This window comes from Pseudomonas migulae NBRC 103157 (genome assembly GCF_002091715.1).
In the GTDB taxonomy this organism is placed as follows: domain Bacteria; phylum Pseudomonadota; class Gammaproteobacteria; order Pseudomonadales; family Pseudomonadaceae; genus Aquipseudomonas; species Aquipseudomonas migulae_A.
The window spans coordinates 83,901-103,676 of record NZ_BDAG01000008.1 but is presented as its reverse complement, the minus strand read 5'-3'; the positions used below and the strand labels follow the sequence as shown (position 1 = coordinate 103,676).

Genomic DNA, 19,776 nt, shown 5'->3' with positions numbered 1-19,776 from the left:
TGCTGGCGATGAACGATGATGCGGTGAGTCAGACAGACCGCGTTGCCCCCATCGCCAGCAAGCCGGCTCCTACAGTTCATCACCGTGCACGGCGGTCTATCTGGGCAACACCACCGTAAACAACGTCCCGTCAGCTTCATTCGAGCTGACTTCAATCGTTCCACCGTGTGCATTCACCACTTCCTTGACGATAAACAATCCCAGGCCAAGGCTGGTGGAGGGGGCGCCGAGTTCTTCGTCGGCGCTGCGCACCAGGGGATCGAAAATCGTGCCAATCGCATCCTCTGGAATCGGTATGCCGTAGTTATGCACCGAGAGGCGAACGGCATCGGGTTCGCCGCTCAGGGTGACCGTGACATCCTGTTTGTTCGAGCCATGCTGCAACGCGTTGCCGATCAGGTTTTGCAGCAACTGACTCAAGCGTCCGCCATCCCAGACACCTCGCGTATCACCCTCTATTTTCAGGGTTGGATCGCACTCCGGGTTGCCGGCACAGGCTTCGGCTATCGCCCTGTGCACCGCATCGGCCAGGTCCATCGGTGCCGGTTCGATCGGCAGGTTCTTGCCCAGGCGACTGCGCACCAGCTCCAGCAAATCACTGACCATCACCGCCATGTGCCGCGCGCCACGCTTGATGTTGTTCGCGCAGGCCAGCGCATCGCCTTCAAGCGTTGTTTTGCGCAGCAGCAGTTCGGTGGACATGGTCACGGCCTGCAAAGGCGCGCGCAGGTCATGCCCGAGGATCGCCAGAAACAGATCCCTTGAGTGGCTGACCTGTTCGGCATAAGCCGCGGTGGACTCGGCGAGGGCTTCGTCAATCGCCTCGTTGAAACGAATCATGTCCTGAAAATAAGCCAGGTCCGGCGACTTCAGGCTATCGACCCACAACCGAATCACACAGGCGCGCAAATGGCGAAATTCGCTGGTCATCTGCACCAGGTCAAAGCCCACGGTGTGCCTCAATTCGCCATGGCTGGCACCGGCCTCGTCCAGGCTCGGGGTTTTCTCCGGGCCTTCGCCCTTGGCCTTGGCCTGTTGTTCGCTGGCGGTTTGCGCGGTGGTCATGTCCCGCGCTGCCGCCAACAGAATCTCCGTGGCATGGTCGCGTAACGCCACTCGGTCCATGTGCTCGGCGGCCGGGGTGATCGTTCTGGCGAACTGTTCCCATTCATCGACGATACGGTCCACGTGTTGCCTGATGAATTCGGATAAGCGCATGGCTGTTACCTGGCTGGAAAGTCTTGGCATCTTAGCTCCTTTGCAGACGGGTAAAAACCACCCCTGACAAGCCGGATCAGGCTTGCGAATGTTGCGGGCGGTATTTAATTGTTTTTTAGATTCGCAAGTTTGGAGGAGTTGATTGTTTTATCGCTGTTTTCCAACAGTTATTTAACCTTTTGTTTTTTCAGGTAGTGAATAAGCTAGACGTTCTTCTCAAACGCATAGGGATACATGCGCAATGAATGAATTGTCAGAAGGACCTGTTTCCGATGTTGCTCAAGAGGTAACTGCAAGTACTAATGTTTATTTGAATTACTTTGCAACCAAAGTTCCTCCATCCATAAAAAATCCGTCCATATCAAAGCGTGTGTCAACGCCGGGTCTGAAGCCCGAATTCCCCGAGTGGTACATCAAGGCGAGCGCTATCGATCGTCAATACCTCAACGAACTCATGAGTGAGCGCTGGCGATTGCAAGACCACCTGGATCGAACTCTGGGCGATTTACAAAAGGACATCTCCCGGTTCGCTGAACCCTTGCTGGTTCAGGCGCTGAAAGAAAAGCTGAATCTGGAACTGGATGTTCATGCGACGTCGGTACGGCTTTATATTCCAGCCCTCCTGGGGTTTGGCATCGATAACAATGCCAGCCGGCTCAGGCAGTCATCTCTGCTGGAAGCCGCGCTCCATAACTTCGAGGACTCTGAAACCCGCGCCGGCGCCTTTCGGGATGGCTCCGGCATTTTCATCACTGACACCGAAGGAGCCCCGAAGCGCCATCCGCTGACCATCGAGCGTTTTGCGAGCCTTTGCCGGGATCTGGATCTCGGTGCGCAATATCAGCGACACCTCACAGGGTTGCTGGCCCCTGCGGCGGCAGATGCAAAGGCCTCACTCGAGCAACACTTCATCGGGACCGAAAAAGCTGCGTTCAATGAGTCGGCGCTGATTGCCTATTTGAAGGGCGATATCACTTCTTATGCGTACGGCAAGTTGCAGCAACTGCGAGACAGCCAGACAAACATCACGATGGGCAAGCGCCCGTTACAGTCTCATCGACTGTCCCTTATGGGCGTGAAACTGTCGGGTATCGTGTTGTTCAGTGCCGTGGCAGATCCGACGAAAATCAAAAAGATTTACGACGCCCTGGAGCCGGCACATCAACGAGTAATGATGGATTGGGCACGCAAACTGGTCATTTTGCCCGGGCAGGAATTTGACCAGTTCAAGTTTCTCAAAGCCTTTTTTGCCAACGGTCCCAGCGGTGCCGTCGATGAGATGCTGCGCCGCGAAGATATCGATAATCAAAGTCGGCTCGACGGTGCCTTGATCGCTTATGTGCCCGACGATCCCGAACACCCTCTCAAGGAATATAAATCCTTCACCGATTTCATGAAGGAGCTGACGAGCCAACTGCGCTCTTCGGACTATCAACAGTTTTTCAGCCGCTTCGTGCCGCAAAAAGACAAAGGACGGTTTTTCGCTCGCGTCCAAGAGCGCTTTAGCACCTTCACCTGGCAACAGCGCGAACCGTTGAGCATGGGGCCGTGGTGGCGAGAGACTGCGGTGGAGAACCCCGATGCCGAGCCGGTCACCAACGTGATTGACGGTTTGCTCTGGCCGGCGCTCGGCCGATGGCGGTGCGATAAGGCCATCGCGGATTCGCGGCACATTGCCGTTCCCACAGGCGATGAAGATGCCAACGCCCGTTGGGCGCGATTGAGCAGCTACGTGAGCATCGGCTGGAACGTATTCAACTTCGGCGCGATGCTGGTGCCGGGCCTGGGGGAGGCCATGCTGGGCGTCATGGTCGGGCAAATGCTGCTTGAAACCATGGAGGGCATCGAAGACTGGAGCAAGGGCGACAAGGACGAAGCGGCGGCATTGTTGACCGGCGTCCTGATCAATGCTGCCCAGCTGGCAATCATGGGAGCAGGGCATGTGTTGCCGACGGGCGCAGCGACCGCGATCAAGCCTTCGGCATTTGTCGATCAGTTGAAACCGGTCGTACTCGCTGACGGCAAGACCCGCCTCTGGAACCCGGACTTGAGCCCGTACGAGCATCAAGTCAGTTTGAGTGCCGACTCGACGCCCAACGAGCGAGGCCTTCACGTGCACGGCGATAAGGAACTGCTGCCGCGCGACGGCAAATACTTCTCGGTGCAGGACGATTCACTGACCGGCGAGCCAAGGATGCAGCATCCGGACCGGCCAACAGCTTACCAGCCAAAGCTTGACCACGATGGCGCCGGAACCTGGCACACCGAACTCGACCGCCCTGTCGAGTGGACCTCGGCCGAGCTCATGCGTGGGCTGGGGACGAAGTCAGAAGCGTTCGATGATGCAATGCTTGAACGCATCCGTATCGCCAGTGGTATCGAAGAAGATGTGTTGCGTCGGCTGCATGTCGAAAACGAAGCGCCGCCCGCGTTGCTGGTCGACACCATCAACCGGTTCAAGGTGTGGGCGGAAACGGGGAAACTGCCTGAGAACGCCCAGTCGAACGTTGCCGACGCCAGGACGCTTCAGGACGCCTTTGCACAATTGCCCGCCAACATGGCAGAGGAGTTACTGAGCGCCGCTGATCCGGCTGACTTGCGAGTGCTGGTCGAGCAAAAGCGTATTGGCTTGCACCTCAGGCAACAGGCGCGCGCCGCCTCGCTGGAGGTGCGTCTGTCGCGTGCCTATGAAGGGTTGTTCCTTGATTCACTGCAGGCGCTGGATACGGAAAGGCTGGCATTGCATAGCCTGGAAAGCTTGCCGAACTGGCCGCAGGAGGTGCGCATCGAGATTCGCGAGCATTCTTTCACTGGCCGTGTGCGCGACAGCATTGGCCCAGAAGAAGCGGATGTGCGCAAAGTCCTGGTCAGCACGGAGAACGGTTATGAAGCGCGGGATGCCGAGGACAACCATCTGCACGGCGCCGATGACCTGTTTTCTTCGGTATTGCATGCCCTGCCTGACGCTGAACGCAAGGCACTGGGTTTTCAAATCAATCAAGGCGCGACTCTCAAACACACCATTCAAAATGCACCGTTGGCGCGTGACCAGCTGCGTCCGATGCTGGCAGACAGCCCCCTGCGCAAGCCTGCCTATGATCCCGAGACGATGAAGCTGTTCGGTGGAATGCCTCTTCCTCAAGGCATTCGACGGCTCACCGGTCGCCTGACGTTGCAGGAACGCGTCAGGAGCGTGCGGCCGGGCTGGACGGAAGAGCAAGCCCAGGCTTATCTGGACGGTGGCGGCCACGAGGCTGACCCGGAGCTGCGGGCCAGTGCGCTGGAAGCGGAATTCAACCGCCTCAATACCAACTTCCAGCGCTGGCTGAATTCGCCGACCGAAGCGTACAGGTTCAGCCCTGCCGGCGTTGCCGAATGGCAGTCCAGAAACAAGTTGTACAAGGCCATTCGGCAGTGCTGGCAGCAAGCCGGGCCCAGGGATGTGGAATCTATCGAGAATCTGGGGACAGTGCTTGACCTCAGAAATATACCCATGGGGCGGCACTTGGGAACCATGCCCTCTCTGGAAGCCGATTTTCAGCACGTGACCAGCCTGAACTTGCTGGGCACTGAGATGACCGACGCACACATCACCTTTCTTGATCATTTTCCGCGCCTGCGTTCGCTGAATCTCACCCGCAACCGGCTCACGCAATTTCCTCCTTCGGTGGGTCGAATGGTAGGGCTGACGGAGTTGTACCTCGGCGATAACCGGATTGTGCTGGATCTGCAGGGGGCTACGTACTTGAGATGGCTTACCCGACTTCAACATCTCGATTTGCAGGGAAACCCGCTGGGTCGAGTGCCGGATATCGGCGGTATGCGCATGCTGCATACGGTGATGTTGGGTGAGACCGGCATTGATACTTGGCCGGACGGATTGTTTTCTCAATCCCGATTCCGGCATTTTTACTTGAATCTTCAACGCAATGAACTGAGGGGCATCCCTCGGGTGACGCCCGGCTCTGTCGAGGCGGAACTGTTGGCTCGGACGGTAGTGAGTCGGGAACGGCAGTGGATGTCGGCCGATACTCTGAACACGCTCAGAAACTACATCAGGTCCGTCGGCCTGGACCCCGATCGTCCGTATCCGCCTCGTGGTGTGCGCGACAGCCTTGATTGGGAGGCAGGCCTGACGCGACGGGATTGGGTCGCCAAACAGGCGATATGGAACAGTGTCGAGGACGAATTCGGTTCGGTGCCTTTTTTCAATAAGATCAGGAAGCTCACTGAGTCCAGCCATTTCCAGAACGACAACGCATTCAGAGTGGACATGACGAGCAAGGTCTGGCGAATGCTGGAAGCGATGTCCAAGGACAGTGAGTTGCGGCGCAACCTTTTTGTCATGGGCAGGGACGAGGCTACCAACTGTGTGGATGCCGGGGCCCAGTTGTTCAATTCAATGGGTGTGGAAGTGCTGATCCACGAAGCCTATGCGCTGGGGAGTCCAGGCCTGGTGGAGGCTGAACTGGTGCAGCTTGCCAGAGGCAAATCCCGTCTGGATGAGTTGAGCCGGATTGCCCACAAAGTGGTCGCCGATCGACTGGCGGACGGTGAGGATTACATGGTGATCGATGCCAATGGCGATGTTACGGGGACCATCGATGAGGTCCAGGTACATCTGGGCTATATGACGGACCTGGCCGAGCGACTGGATCTGCCCTGGCAATCCCGTGACCTGCAGTTCCGCACGCACACGGGCGTCACGTCTGAGATGATCGAAGATGCCTATCGGCGGGTACTGGATCTGGAGGCCGGCGATTTGCTGCGTGATTCGATCAGTGAACAGCCGTTCTGGACGTCTTACATCCAGGGCTCGAATCGTGGTGCGTTCAAGGTGTTCAGGCGTCGAATCGATGCGACGACGGAGTTTTTCATGGCGCTTGATAAGCGCGCGACCGAACAGGATCTTTCGCTTGAGGCAAAGGCCGGCCTGAAAGAGGAGCTGAGGGTACTCGCCGCAGAGCTGGGTAAACCGGAAAGCGAGATTGCCCCAGGACAGATCATGACTCACGAGGCCTATTCCGCCGAGCTGGACTTGATCTATAACGAAATGAAGACATTGCTCAAAACCCTGACCCAACAGGCGATGGATCGGGCGAAGCTGCAAAGGGTGGAGATTCCCTCTACGGTCGAACCTGGCAACTGAGTACATAGACAAACAGCCATCCCGGCACGAAGAATGATGCCCTTCGTGCCGGTTTTTTATGCCTTGGCGAATCTCAAAACAGAAAATAACGCTGGGCCATCGGCAGCACGTCCGCCGGCTCGCACCACAGCAATACACCGTCGGCCTTGACCTGATAGCTCTGCGGATCGACATCAATGTCCGGCAGGTAGTCGTTGTGGATCAGATCGGTTTTCTGCACCTCGCGGCACCCTTTGACCACCGCGATTTTCTTCTTCAAACCCAGGGCTTCAGGCAGACCGGCCTCCTGCGCAGCCTGGCTGATAAACGTCAGACTGGTGGCATGCAGCGAGCCGCCGTAGCTGGCGAACATCGGACGGTAATGCACCGGCTGCGGTGTCGGAATCGAGGCATTGGCATCGCCCATCAGGCTGGCGGCAATGGCGCCGCCCTTGAGGATCAGCGTTGGTTTGACCCCGAAGAACGCCGGGCGCCAGAGCACCAGATCCGCCCACTTTCCAACTTCGATCGAACCCACTTCATGACTGATGCCGTGGGTGATCGCCGGGTTGATCGTGTACTTGGCGATGTAGCGTTTGGCGCGGAAATTGTCGTTGTTTTCGCCATCTCCCGGCAGTGGGCCGCGTTGCTTTTTCATCTTGTCGGCGGTCTGCCAGGTGCGCGTGATGACTTCACCGACGCGGCCCATGGCCTGGCTGTCGGAGCTGATCATCGAGAACGCGCCGAGGTCGTGGAGGATGTCTTCGGCGGCGATGGTTTCACGACGAATGCGGCTTTCGGCGAAGGCCACGTCTTCGGCAATGCTCGGGTCCAGGTGGTGGCAGACCATCAGCATGTCGAGGTGTTCGTCGATCGTGTTGCGGGTGAACGGCCGGGTCGGATTGGTCGAGCTCGGCAGCACGTTGGCAAACCCGCAGGCCTTGATGATGTCCGGGGCGTGGCCGCCGCCCGCGCCTTCGGTGTGATAGGTGTGGATGGTGCGACCCTTGAAAGCGGCGAGGGTGGTTTCGACGAAGCCCGACTCGTTGAGGGTGTCGGTGTGGATCGCCACCTGCACGTCGTACTGATCGGCGACGCTGAGGCAGTTGTCGATACTCGCGGGTGTGGTGCCCCAGTCTTCGTGCAACTTGAGACCGATGGCACCGGCCTTGACCTGTTCGATCAACGGCTCCGGCAGGCTGGCGTTGCCCTTGCCCGTCAGGCCGATGTTCATCGGGAAGGCGTCTGCCGCTTGAAGCATCCGCGCCAGGTGCCATGGGCCGGAGGTGCACGTGGTGGCGTTGGTCCCGGTGGCCGGGCCGGTGCCGCCGCCGATCATCGTGGTGACACCGCTCATCAGGGCTTCTTCGATCTGCTGCGGGCAGATGAAGTGGATGTGCGTGTCGATGCCGCCGGCGGTGAGGATCATGCCTTCGCCGGCGATGACTTCAGTGCTGGCGCCGATGGCGATGGTGACGTTGGGCTGCACATCCGGATTGCCCGCCTTGCCGATGCCGGCGATGCGCCCGTCCTTGAGGCCGACGTCGGCTTTGACGATGCCCCAGTGATCGATGATCAGCGCGTTGGTGATCACGGTATCGACGACTTCGGCGGCCAATAGCTGGCTCTGGCCCTGGCCGTCGCGGATGACTTTGCCGCCGCCGAATTTCACTTCTTCGCCATAGGTGGTGAAGTCTTTTTCGACCTCGATCCACAGCTCGGTGTCGGCCAGGCGGACCTTGTCACCGACGGTGGGGCCGAACATGTCGGCGTAGGCTTGTCTTGAGATTTTCATGGGCATGCCTTGGGATTCAATTGATTTTGAGACCGCTCGCGTTGCTCGCTAATCGCCAGCAAGCCGGCTCCTGCAGGGGGCGCATTTCACCGGTTTTTCCGCGTTGGAGTTCGATCCTGCAGGAGCCGGCTTGCTGGCGATGGGGCCGGTACTGGCGCTGAATGACTTAAAGGTCACCCATGATCCGCCCGGCAAACCCGAACACCCGGCGATGCCCGGCCAGGTCAACCAACTCGACCTCTCGGCTCTGCCCCGGTTCGAAACGCACGGCGGTGCCGGCGGGGATGTTCAGGCGCATGCCGCGGCTGGCGGCGCGGTCGAAAGTGAGGGCGTCGTTGGTTTCGAAAAAGTGGTAGTGCGAGCCGACCTGGATCGGCCGGTCGCCGCTGTTGGCCACTTTCAGGCTGACGGTGCGACGGCCGACGTTTAGCTCAATGTCGCCGGGCTGGATCTGGAATTCACCTGGAATCATCAATGGGCTCTCTGGAGAATCTTGTAATAGAGGGCGGTCGGCTTGTAGCGGCCGCTCGGGTCGCAGGCGTAGTCGGGGATTTCGCCGGCGCGGGTGTAACCCAGTGCCTTGTAGAAGTCCTCGGCGGGGGAGCCGGCTTCGGTGTCGAGGTAGAGCATGCCGCGCTTGTGCTGGAGCGCTGCCTGTTCCAAAGCGCTCATCAACTGTTGGCCCAATCCCCGACGGCGCGCGTGTTCACGCACCAGCAGTTTCTGCACTTCGGCACGGTTCAGCCCGTTGGCTTTCTGACACAGGGTCAGTTGCACGCTGGCCTGCACCTGTTCGTCCTTGACCACCACCCACAGCAGCACGTTGCCCTTGTTCAGGTTGTCCTGGACTTCATCGAAATAGGCGCGGGCTTGAGTGGCATCCAGATCGGCCATGAAGCCGACACTGGCGCCATAGCCCACGGCGTCGAGCAGCAGATCAATCAAACCCTGGCGATAGTGCGCGAAGCTTTCAACATTGACGCGTCGCAGTTGAGCGGCGTTCATCGGGCGTTACTCCTTGCTGGCGGGCGGCGGTTCGGCGCCAGGGTTGAGGGTCAGTTGCATGAAGGTCAGGTCCAGCCAGCGGCCGAACTTGGTGCCCACCTGAGGCATTTGCCCGGTGGTCACGAAACCGACGCGTTCATGCAGGCGGATGGAAGCGGCATTGCCGCTTTCGATGGCAGCGACCATCACATGCTTGTCGCAGCCTTTGGCGCGTTCGATCAGCACGTCCATCAATTGCGGGCCGAGGCCATTGCCGCGCTGATCGCTGCGCACATAGACCGAGTGCTCGACGGTGTGGCGAAAACCATCGAACGGTCGCCAGTCACCAAATGAAGCGTAGCCGAGTACGCTGTTATCGCCGTCGACGATCACCAGGATCGGATAGTTCTGGGCTTGTCGGGCGCTGAACCAGGCTTGACGGTTGCCGAGGTCGACGGCCTGTTCGTTCCAGATCGCCGTGGTGTTGAGCACGGCGTCGTTGTAGATGTCGCGTATCGCCGGCAGGTCGGCGTGCACCGCATCGCGGATGTGATAAGTCATGGCGCGGCCTCAGGCGATGGGTTGGTGGACGGTGACCAGTTTGGTGCCATCGGGGAAGGTGGCCTCGACCTGGATCTCCGGGATCATCTCCGGGATGCCTTCCATCACTTGTTCGCGGCTGAGCAGGGTGGTGCCGAAATGCATCAGCTCGGCCACGGTCTGGCCGTCACGGGCGCCCTCGAGCAGCGCCGCGGAGATGTAGGCCATCGCTTCCGGGTAATTGAGTTTCACGCCGCGCGCCAATCGCCGTTCGGCGACGAGGCCGGCGGTGAAAATCAGCAGCTTGTCTTTTTCGCGTGGGGTCAGGTCCATCGTTTGCAATCCATCCGGGCAGTAAAAAAATTCGGAACTGTAAACACGTACTTGTAGGAGCCGGCTTGCTGGCGATAGCGGTCTGTCAGGCGCCTGATCTGTCGAATGTGCCGACGCTATCGCCAGCAAGCCGGCTCCTACAGGTTGTGGTGTTCAGGTGCTCCATATTCTGGGGGGGGCTGCTTCTCGGCCAAGCAACGCAGGCCGGAGCAATCTCCACAAGTCGATCATCCAGGCGCGCGCCAACAGCGCTTCACTGGCCAGACATCGGGCAATGATCAACCCCGGCAACTGCGTCAAATCCCCGCGCACATCGTGGGGCAGCGAGCGGCATTTCTCCAGCAACTCACTATCAATCTCCCCCGTTACCAGCAACGTCGCAAACACCGGCTGCCCATCCAGGCCAATCGGCGAATCGAGCAAACCGTCGTCCCCGACAATGCGCTGGCGTTCGTGCCAGAGCAACTGGCCGTTGCGACGGATATCCAGCTGCGCCTGAAAATGCCCGAGGTCAAAACGCTCGCCACTGGCCGGGCGGCCCAGTGCGACGACGTCCCAGTAGAACAACCGCGCATCGCCTTCAAGATCAATGGACGTACTGAGCTCGGCCTGGGCGGCGCTGAAGATAATCGTTTCTTGCGGCAGCCACTCCAGTGTCGCGCCACTGGCTACTTTCAGATCAAGTTTCTGATAAGCCGGCCCGGCCGCGCGGTACCACTTGGCCGCGCCGGGGCTGGTGATTTGCGCCCACGCCCCGCGGCCGACGCTGGCGCTGATATCGAGCCGGTCGCCGCCGGCAATCCCGCCGGGCGGATGCACGATGATGTGCTGGCACACTTCGGGCCCTTCGGCATACAGATGCTTTTGTACCCGCAACGGACCTTTGTGCCGGCGCAGAACCGGGCGCGTGCTGTCGCCGAATCGGGCATAGCCCAGCTCCAGCTCGGCATGCCAGCTAGGCGTGAACAGCGTGGTGTGGGCAGGTAAATTCATGGTTTTCAGTTTTCGTCAGGACGCTGCAGATTAGATCGTAACCAGACCGCGTACACCCTCGGCTTCCATATTTTCTCCGCGACCCTGCTGCACGATCTCACCGCGTGACATCACCAGGTATTGATCGGCCAGTTCGGCGGCGAAATCGTAGAACTGCTCCACCAGCAGAATCGCCATGTCGCCCCGTGCCGCGAGCTTCTTGATCACCGCGCCGATTTCCTTGATCACCGACGGCTGGATGCCTTCGGTGGGTTCGTCGAGGATCAGCAGCCGTGGTCGGCTGGCCAATGCCCGGCCAATCGCCAACTGCTGCTGTTGGCCGCCGGACAAGTCACCGCCACGCCGTTGCTTCATTTGCAGCAGCACCGGGAACAGCTCGTAGATGAAGGCCGGAACTTCCTTCGCTTCGCTGCCAGGAAACCGCGACAGGCCCATCAGCAGGTTTTCTTCCACGGTCAACCGGCCGAAGATCTCCCGGCCCTGAGGCACGTAAGCGATTCCGGCGTGTACCCGCTGGTGTGGCTTGAACGTGGTGATCGGTTTGCCTTCCCAGTTCACCGCGCCTTCTTTGGCCGGCAGCAAACCCATCAGGCATTTGAGCAGGGTGGTCTTGCCCACGCCGTTGCGCCCGAGCAGGCAGGTGACTTCACCGACCTTCACGTCAAACGACAGGCCCCGCAGGATGTGGCTACCGCCGTAGTACTGGTGCAGCTTGTCGACTTGCAGCATTCTCAAATTCCTCTCAGTCCCCTGTAGGAGCCGGCTTGCTGGCGATGGCGGTCTATCAGCCAGCATAAATATCGCTGACCCACCGCTATCGCCAGCAAGCCGGCTCCCACAGGGGGGGGCTGTGTTCGCAATCCTACCGACCGAGATACACCTCGATCACCCGCTCGTTTTCCTGCACCTGCTCCAGCGATCCTTCGGCCAGCACGCTGCCCTGGTGCAGCACCGTGACATGGTCGGCGATGGAGCCCACAAACCCCATGTCGTGCTCTACCACCATCAACGAATGCTTGCCCGCCAGGCTTTTGAACAGCTCGGCGGTGAACTCGGTTTCGGCGTCGGTCATGCCCGCCACCGGCTCGTCGAGCAGCAGCAATTGCGGGTCTTGCACCAGCAACATGCCGATCTCCAGAAACTGCTTCTGACCGTGGGACAACAAGCCGGCCGGGCGATTGACCGAGGTGGTCAGACGGATGGTCTCCAGCACTTCGCTGATGCGATCCTTCTGTTCGCCACTCAAGCGAGCCCGCAGGCTGGCCCACACCGACTTGTCGGTTTTCTGCGCCAGCTCCAGGTTCTCGAACACGCTCAGCGCTTCGAACACCGTCGGCTTCTGGAACTTGCGGCCGATGCCGGCCTGGGCAATCTGCACTTCGCTCATCTGCGTCAGATCGAGGGTTTCGCCGAACCAGGCCTTGCCGTGACTGGGCCGGGTCTTGCCGGTGATCACGTCCATCAACGTGGTCTTGCCCGCGCCGTTGGGGCCAATGATGCAGCGCAATTCGCCGACGCCGATGTACAGGTTCAGCGCGTTCAGCGCCTTGAAGCCATCGAAGCTGACGCTGATGTCTTCCAGGGTCAGGATGGTGCCGTGGCGGGTATCCAGGCCGGGGCCGACGCGTTGGCCGAGGCCGATGGCGTCGCGGCTGCTGCCGGCGTCCTTGTTCGGATTCGGTGGATAAAACGCCGGTTCGAGCATGAATTCAGCCGTCGCAGTCACTCTCATGATTCACCCCTTTTTTTCAGCAGGCCGATCACACCTTTGGGCAGGTACAAGGTCACGACGATGAACAGCGCGCCAAGGAAGAACAGCCAGTATTCCGGGAACGCCACGGTGAACCAGCTCTTCATGCCGTTGACCACGCCGGCGCCCAGCAGCGGCCCGATCAGCGTTCCGCGTCCGCCGAGCGCAACCCACACCGCGGCCTCGATGGAGTTGGTCGGCGACATTTCACTCGGGTTGATGATGCCGACCTGCGGCACATAGAGCGCGCCGGCCAGACCGCACAACACCGCGCTCAACACCCAGACAAACAGCTTGAAACCGCGAGGGTCGTAACCGCAGAACATCAGGCGGTTTTCCGCATCGCGCAGGGCGGTCAGCACCCGGCCGAATTTGCTTTGCGCCAGTCGCCAGCCGATGAACAGGCTCGCCACCAGCAACACCACCGTGGCGAAAAACAGCACCGCGCGGGTGCCCGGTTCGGTGATGCCAAAGCCGAGAATGGTGCGGAAATTGGTGAAGCCGTTGTTGCCACCGAACCCGGTTTCGTTGCGGAAGAACAACAGCATTCCAGCGAACGTCAGGGCCTGGGTCATGATCGAGAAATACACGCCTTTGATCCGCGAGCGGAAGGCAAAGAACCCGAACACCAGCGCCAGCAAACCTGGCGCCAATACCACCAGACACATCGACCAGAGGAAACTGCTGGTGCCGGTCCAGTACCACGGCAATTCGGTCCACGACAGGAACGTCATGAATGCTGGCAAACCATCTCCCGAGGCCTGGCGCATCAGGTACATGCCCATGGCGTAGCCGCCCAGGGCGAAGAACAATCCGTGACCAAGCGACAGCAGGCCGGCGTAACCCCAGACCAGATCCAGCGCCAGGGCGACGATGGCGTAACAAAGAATCTTGCCCACCAGCGTCAACGTGTAGGCCGACACGTGCAACGCACTGTCTGGCGACAACAGTGACAGCAACGGCAACGCCAGCAACAGAACAAGGATCACCGCACCGACGGCGATCGTGACTTTGGGGCCGGCCTTTTGCGTAGCTGTGAGCATCAGGGGCTGGTTCATCAGTCGATCACCCGTCCTTTCAGTGCGAAGAGGCCTTGCGGACGTTTCTGGATGAACAGAATGATCAGCGCGAGGATCAGGATCTTGCCGAGTACGGCGCCGATCTGCGGTTCGAGAATCTTGTTGGCGATGCCCAGCCCGAACGCGGCGAGCACGCTGCCGGCCAACTGGCCGACACCGCCGAGCACCACCACCAGGAACGAGTCGATGATGTAGCTCTGGCCGAGGTCGGGGCCGACGTTGCCGATCTGGCTGAGGGCCACGCCACCAAGGCCGGCAATGCCCGAGCCGAGACCGAAGGCAAGCATGTCGACACGCCCGGTCGGCACGCCGCAGCAGGCGGCCATGTTGCGATTCTGAGTGACGGCGCGCACGTTCAGGCCCAGGCGTGTCTTGTTCAGCAGCAGCCAGGTCAGCACCACCACAAACAGAGCGAAGGCGATGATCACGATGCGGTTGTACGGCAGCACCAGGTTTGGCAACACTTGGATCCCGCCAGACAACCACGCGGGGTTGGCCACTTCAACGTTCTGCGCGCCGAACACCAATCGGACAAGCTGAATCAGCATCAGGCTGATGCCCCACGTCGCGAGCAGGGTTTCCAGCGGACGGCCGTAGAGGTGGCGAATCACTGTGCGTTCCAGGGCCATGCCGATCGCGGCGGTGACGAAAAACGCCACCGGCAACGCGATCAGCGGATAGAACTCGATGGCCTGCGGGGCGAAGCGCTGGAACATCAGTTGCACCACGTACGTCGAGTAGGCGCCGAGCATCAGCATCTCGCCGTGGGCCATGTTGATCACGCCGAGCAGGCCGAACGTGATCGCCAGGCCGAGCGCCGCGAGCAGCAGGATCGAACCGAGGGACATGCCGCTGAAGGCCTGGCCGAGCATTTCGCCGATCAACAGTTTGCGTTTGACTTGCGCCAGGCTGGTTTCGGCGGCGGTGCGCACGGTGGCGTCCGCTTCGACACCTGGTTGCAACAGGCTTTCGAGGCGGGTGCGGGCCAGTGGGTCGCCGGTTTCACCGAGCAGACGCACCGCGGCGAGGCGCACGGCCGGGTCGGTGTCTACCAGTTGCAGATTGGCCAGGGCCAGGCTCAGCGCTGCATGAACGCTTTCGTCCTGTTCGCCCGCCAGTTGCCGGTCGAGGAATTTCAGCTGCGCCGGTTTGGCGCTTTTCTGCAATTGCTGCGCGGCAGCCAGACGGGTTTTGGCGTCGGCGGCGAGCAACTGGTGGCTGGCCAGTGCGGTGTCGATCAGACCCCGCAGGCGATTATTCAGGCGCAGGGTTTTGGGTTGGCCGTCGACGATCAACTCGCCTTGTTGCAGGGCGTTGATCAGTTCGATACGGGCCGGATCGGGCTGCGCGGCCCAGGCTTCCAGAAGTTTGGCTTGCTGCACGGGATTGGCGGCGACGAAGTCTTCGGCGTCGCCAGAATGCGCGGCCATCGGCAATAAAAATGCGATGGCGAGGATGACTCGGTAAAGGGCGGTGGGCATGTTAAATGTCCTGGTCATGCGCGGACCCTGTAGGAGCCGGCTTGCTGGCGATGGCGGTCCATCAGGCAGACCGCGTGATGCCAATCGCCAGCAAGCCGGCTCCTACAAAGGAGTTGTGCCAGTGGCTTAGTTGCTCTTCACCGCATACTCCGGCTTCTTGTCGTTACCCGGAATGAACGGGCTCCACGGCTGGGCACGGATCGGCCCTTCGGTCTGCCATACCACGTTGAACTGACCGTCCGCCTGGATCTCGCCGATCATCACCGGCTTGTGCAAGTGGTGGTTGGTCTTGTCCATGGTCAGGGTGTAACCGGACGGCGCGGCAAAGGTCTGGCCGGCGAGGGCCTCGCGGACTTTGTCGACGTCGGTGGATTTGGCTTTTTCGGCCGCTTGCGCCCACATGTGAATGCCGACGTAGGTGGCCTCCATCGGGTCGTTGGTCACCGCTTTGTCGGCGCCCGGCAGGTTGTGTTTCTTCGCGTAGGCTTTCCAGTCGGCGACGAATTTCTTGTTCGTCGGGTTCTCCACCGACTCGAAGTAGTTCCACGCCGCGAGGTTGCCCACCAGCGGTTTGGTGTCGATACCGCGCAATTCTTCTTCGCCGACCGAGAACGCCACGACCGGCACATCGGTGGCTTTCAGGCCCTGGTTGGCCAGCTCTTTATAAAACGGCACGTTGGAGTCGCCGTTGACGGTGGAGATGACCGCTGTCTTGCCACCGGCCGAGAATTTTTTGATGTTGGCCACGATGGTTTGATAGTCGCTGTGGCCGAACGGGGTGTAGACCTCTTCGATGTCCTTGTCTGCCACGCCTTTGGAGTGCAGGAACGAACGCAGGATCTTGTTGGTGGTGCGCGGGTAGACGTAGTCGGTGCCGAGCAGGAAGTAGCGCTTGGCGCTGCCGCCTTCTTCGCTCATGAGGTATTCCACGGCCGGGATCGCCTGCTGGTTCGGCGCGGCGCCGGTGTAGAACACGTTTGGCGACATCTCTTCGCCTTCATATTGCACCGGGTAGAACAGCAGGCCGTTGAGTTCTTCGAACACCGGCAATACCGATTTACGCGACACGGAAGTCCAGCAGCCGAATACCACGGCGACCTTGTCCTGGGTCAGCAACTGCCGGCCTTTTTCTGCGAACAGCGGCCAGTTCGACGCCGGGTCGACCACCACCGGTTCCAGCAGCTTGCCGTTCACACCGCCCTTGGCGTTGATCTCGTCGATGGTCATCAACGCCATGTCCTTGAGCGACGTTTCAGAGATCGCCATGGTGCCGGACAACGAATGCAGAATACCGACCTTGATGGTCTCGGCGGCCTGGACGGTCCAGGTCAAGCCCATCGCGGCAATGCTTGCCGAAAGTGTGAAAGCCTTGATCAAGCTGCGACGCTTCATTGTGCGATCTCCATGAACTTATGAGTTTTCTTGGTTGGCAGATGCGGACTACTGAAGGCTGTTTTGCAAGGGCTGTGCCCAGTCGGAAAAAGGCAGGGAAATGTCGTATTAGAGCGGCCGCGAAGTTCGGGTGGCGCACCATGAAGGATCGCGTCTGGCGAATTGGTGCGAAGGGGTGCGCCACATTGGGGCGCAGGTCTTGCGGGCAACACAGATCAACGGTGGGAGCGGGCTTGCTCGCGAAGAGCGCGTGTCAGTCGCCATTTATGCTGTCTGACACACCCTCTTCGCGAGCGAGCCCGCTCCCACCGTTTTGATCTGTGTGTCAGCGGCGGCGCATGAGGCCGATGAAGAACAAGCCGCCGATGGCAGCGGTGGCGACGCCGATGGGCAGGTCTTCGGGAGCAATGAGCGTGCGAGCGGCGACATCGACCCAGACCAGGAAGATGCTGCCGAGCAACACGCACACCGGCAGCAATCGCCGGTGCTCCGCCCCGACCAATCGGCGTGCAATGTGCGGCACCATCAACCCGACAAACCCGATCGACCCACTGATCGACACCAGCACTCCCGTCATCAACGACGCAATCAAAAACACCCGCAAGCGCACGGTGCGGGCGTTGAGCCCGAGGGTCACGGCTGTCTGTTCACCCGCCATCAACGCATTCAACGGTCGCGCCATGCCCAGCAACAAAACCAACCCAAGCAACACGCTCGCTGCCGGCACCGCGAGCAATTCCCAGCGTGCCAGTCCGAGCCCGCCAAGCATCCAGAACATCACCGCCGAACTGGCACGGTGATCGCCGAGAAACAGCAACAGGTTAGCGATCGCCATCATCACGAATGACACCGCCACGCCGCACAACAGCAGTCGATCACTGTCCAGCCGACCGTTGCGGTTGGCGATCACCAGCACGATCAGCATGCTCAGCAGCGCGCCGATAAACGCAGCGATCGGCAAGGTCAGCAGGCCGACGATTTCACCGATATGCAGCACCACGATTACAGCGCCAAGTGTCGCGCCGGACGTCACCCCGAGCAGATGCGGATCGGCCAGCGGATTGCGCGTTACCGCTTGCAGCACCGCGCCGATCAACGCCAGGCCAGCGCCCACCAACGCGCCGAGCAACATGCGCGGCACGCGGATCAACCACACGATATGTTCCTGCCCGGCCGTCCAGCTCACGTCACCGAAACCGAACGCCTTGTGCAGCACAATCTTCCACACCACCTCCACCGGCACTCGCGCCGGACCAAAGCCCAGCGACACCACGCACGACACCAGCAACAGTGCGCCGAGGGCAATCAGCAACAAAGCGTAGCGACGACTGATCATTCGCCGTGGAAACCCTTGGCCAGGGTTTCGACCGTCAGCACGTTATCGATGCCCGGTGTGGCCTGCACATACGGGATCACAATGAAGCGCTGGTTCTTGATCGCGTCCACTGATTGCAGCGCCTTGTTGCTGAGCAGGAATTGCTCCTTCTGTTCGGCGGTGACCTCGCCGTAGTCGACGATCACGATCACCTGCGGATTGCGCTCGACCACGTTTTCCCAATTCACGCGGGTCCAGCTCGCTTCGGTGTCATCCAGAATATTGCGCCCGCCCGCCGCGTCGATCAGTGCTTGCGGCATGCCGAGACGGCCGGAGGTCATGGCGCGGTCTTCGCCACTGTCATACAGGAATACCCGCGGTTTGTTGGCCGGCAGATCCTTGCGCACGTCTGCAACTTGCGCCTGCATTCGGGCGATCAAGGCATTGGCACGATCCTGCACGTCGAAGATTTTGCCGAGGTTGCGCAGGTCGTTGTAAGTGTCCTCCAGCGTGGCGGCCGGGCGCTTCATCACGAAGGCGCAAGACTCGGTCAGCTCGTAGACGTTGATGCCCAGCGGCTGCAGCGTCTGCGGCGTGAGATCACCGCCCACGCGCATGCCGTAGTCCCAACCGGCAAAGAAGAAATCGACGTTGGCGTTGAGCAGGGTTTCCACCGACGGGTACTTCGCTGCCAGCTCCGGCAGGCCGTCGAGGATGGTCTGCATCTGGGGCGTGACCGATTTCCAGCCGGTGACGCCGCTGTAGCCGGCCATGCTCGGCTTGAGGCCGAGGGCGAGCATCATCTGGGTCATGTTGATGTCGTGACTGACCGCGTGTTTTGGTGCTTGCGCGAAGGTTACATCGCGGTTGCAGCTCTGGATCGTCAGCGGATATTTCGTCGCCTCGGCAAACGCTTGGGCACTGCCCAGCATCAGAGCAACGCACAGCAGGGAACGCAAAGTCATGGTTGGGTTATCCAGGTGATTCGTGGGTAGCCGTGCAGAGGGTGTTCATCGATCAGCGCTTCGACGCCGAACACATCACGCAGCAGCGGGGCGGTCAGGACTTCTTTCGGTGTGCCGCTGGCAACGATGCGGCCGTGATTGATCACGTACAGCCGGTCGCAGAAAGCGGCGGCGAGATTGAGGTCGTGGATGCTGGCCAGTGTGCCGATCTTCAGGCGCTTGACCAGCTGCAACAGCTCCAGTTGATAGCGTGGGTCGAGGTGGTTGGTCGGCTCGTCGAGGATCAGCACTTGCGGTTGCTGGGCCAGGGCGCGAGCGAGGATAACCCGCTGTTTTTCACCGCCGGAGAGGGTGGCGAACGCGTGGTCTTCGAAGCCTTTCAATCCAACCGATTCCAATGCTCGAGTCGCAAGGGTCCGGTCCTCCTGCGTGTCGCCGTCGAACAGGCCTTTGTGCGGTGTGCGACCCATGGCGACCACTTCATCGACGGTCAGGCCGAAGGCGTCGGGGAATTCCTGCAACACCACGGCAATGCGTTGCGCGCACCAACGGGAGGACTGCTTCCAGACGTTTTGGTGATCGAGTTTTACCTCACCGCTCTCCGGTTTGCTGAAGCGGTAAGCACACCGCAGCAGGCTGGTCTTGCCGCTGCCGTTGGGGCCGATCAACCCGACGAATTCACCGACGGCCACGTGCAACGAGGCATCACGCAGCTGGAACTGGTGATGACAGTGGCCGTGGCCCAGGGGTGTCCAGGCGAGGTTTGTGAGGTTCAGCGAGGTCATGCGTTAACTCTGAAATGT

The 19,776-nt window shown here is 60.3% G+C and carries 16 protein-coding genes; 1 reads left to right on the top strand and 15 read right to left on the bottom strand.

Going from position 1 to position 19,776, the window contains the following annotated elements; all coding sequences use genetic code 11:
• Positions 1-96 precede the first annotated feature (96 nt).
• Entirely contained in the window at positions 97-1,218 is a 1,122-nt protein-coding gene (locus PMI01S_RS08625; RefSeq protein ID WP_084319256.1) for a sensor histidine kinase, read from the bottom strand.
• Positions 1,219-1,459: 241 nt separating this feature from the next.
• Here PMI01S_RS08625 and PMI01S_RS08620 point away from each other — a divergent pair, with 241 nt between their 5' ends.
• Positions 1,460-6,367 carry a dermonecrotic toxin domain-containing protein gene (locus tag PMI01S_RS08620; protein WP_235864386.1) on the top strand — a complete coding sequence of 1,636 codons (4,908 nt, stop codon included), beginning with the start codon at positions 1,460-1,462 and terminating at the stop codon, positions 6,365-6,367.
• A 73-nt stretch (positions 6,368-6,440) separates the two neighbouring features.
• On the opposite strand, the gene ureC is transcribed toward PMI01S_RS08620, so the two are convergent.
• The 14 genes from ureC to PMI01S_RS08550 all read right to left on the bottom strand — a co-directional run bounded on the left by ureC (position 6,441) and on the right by PMI01S_RS08550 (position 19,758).
• Positions 6,441-8,141, bottom strand: coding sequence for an urease subunit alpha (ureC, locus tag PMI01S_RS08615; protein ID WP_084319254.1), 1,701 nt, complete (start codon positions 8,139-8,141; stop codon positions 6,441-6,443).
• A 166-nt stretch (positions 8,142-8,307) separates the two neighbouring features.
• Complete coding sequence (locus tag PMI01S_RS08610; protein WP_084319252.1) at positions 8,308-8,613, bottom strand: urease subunit beta; 306 nt, start codon at positions 8,611-8,613, stop codon at positions 8,308-8,310.
• Complete coding sequence (locus PMI01S_RS08605; RefSeq protein ID WP_084319250.1) at positions 8,613-9,146, bottom strand: GNAT family N-acetyltransferase; 534 nt, start codon at positions 9,144-9,146, stop codon at positions 8,613-8,615. Before PMI01S_RS08605 ends, PMI01S_RS08610 begins: the two co-directional genes overlap by 1 nt.
• A 6-nt stretch (positions 9,147-9,152) precedes the next feature.
• On the bottom strand, positions 9,153-9,686 hold the full coding sequence (locus PMI01S_RS08600; RefSeq protein WP_084319248.1) for a GNAT family N-acetyltransferase: 534 nt from the start codon (positions 9,684-9,686) through the stop codon (positions 9,153-9,155).
• Between the two features lie 9 nt (positions 9,687-9,695).
• Positions 9,696-9,998, bottom strand: coding sequence for an urease subunit gamma (gene ureA, locus PMI01S_RS08595; protein WP_007907366.1), 303 nt, complete (start codon positions 9,996-9,998; stop codon positions 9,696-9,698).
• Positions 9,999-10,151: 153 nt separating this feature from the next.
• Entirely contained in the window at positions 10,152-10,991 is an 840-nt protein-coding gene (locus PMI01S_RS08590; RefSeq protein WP_084319246.1) for an urease accessory protein UreD, read from the bottom strand.
• Between the two features lie 30 nt (positions 10,992-11,021).
• Positions 11,022-11,720 (bottom strand): urea ABC transporter ATP-binding subunit UrtE, encoded by a 699-nt coding sequence (urtE, locus tag PMI01S_RS08585; protein ID WP_007950600.1) that lies wholly within the window; start codon positions 11,718-11,720, stop codon positions 11,022-11,024.
• A 133-nt stretch (positions 11,721-11,853) separates the two neighbouring features.
• The gene (urtD, locus tag PMI01S_RS08580; protein ID WP_084319244.1) at positions 11,854-12,723 is read right to left on the bottom strand and encodes an urea ABC transporter ATP-binding protein UrtD; all 870 of its coding nucleotides are present in this window, start codon (positions 12,721-12,723) and stop codon (positions 11,854-11,856) included.
• Positions 12,720-13,799, bottom strand: a complete 1,080-nt coding sequence (urtC, locus tag PMI01S_RS08575; RefSeq protein ID WP_084319242.1) for an urea ABC transporter permease subunit UrtC — start codon at positions 13,797-13,799, stop codon at positions 12,720-12,722. Before urtC ends, urtD begins: the two co-directional genes overlap by 4 nt.
• Positions 13,799-15,301 (bottom strand): urea ABC transporter permease subunit UrtB, encoded by a 1,503-nt coding sequence (gene urtB / locus PMI01S_RS08570; RefSeq protein ID WP_084319240.1) that lies wholly within the window; start codon positions 15,299-15,301, stop codon positions 13,799-13,801. The genes urtC and urtB overlap by 1 nt, the downstream gene beginning before the upstream one ends.
• Before the next feature lie 126 nt (positions 15,302-15,427).
• A complete protein-coding gene (gene urtA / locus PMI01S_RS08565; protein WP_084319238.1) occupies positions 15,428-16,693 on the bottom strand; it encodes an urea ABC transporter substrate-binding protein in 1,266 nt (421 codons plus the stop codon).
• A 325-nt stretch (positions 16,694-17,018) separates the two neighbouring features.
• On the bottom strand, positions 17,019-18,029 hold the full coding sequence (locus PMI01S_RS08560; RefSeq protein WP_084319236.1) for a FecCD family ABC transporter permease: 1,011 nt from the start codon (positions 18,027-18,029) through the stop codon (positions 17,019-17,021).
• Positions 18,026-18,973 carry an ABC transporter substrate-binding protein gene (locus PMI01S_RS08555; RefSeq protein ID WP_084319234.1) on the bottom strand — a complete coding sequence of 316 codons (948 nt, stop codon included), beginning with the start codon at positions 18,971-18,973 and terminating at the stop codon, positions 18,026-18,028. The genes PMI01S_RS08560 and PMI01S_RS08555 overlap by 4 nt, the downstream gene beginning before the upstream one ends.
• Positions 18,970-19,758 carry an ABC transporter ATP-binding protein gene (locus PMI01S_RS08550; protein WP_084319232.1) on the bottom strand — a complete coding sequence of 263 codons (789 nt, stop codon included), beginning with the start codon at positions 19,756-19,758 and terminating at the stop codon, positions 18,970-18,972. Before PMI01S_RS08550 ends, PMI01S_RS08555 begins: the two co-directional genes overlap by 4 nt.
• Positions 19,759-19,776: the final 18 nt, after the last annotated feature.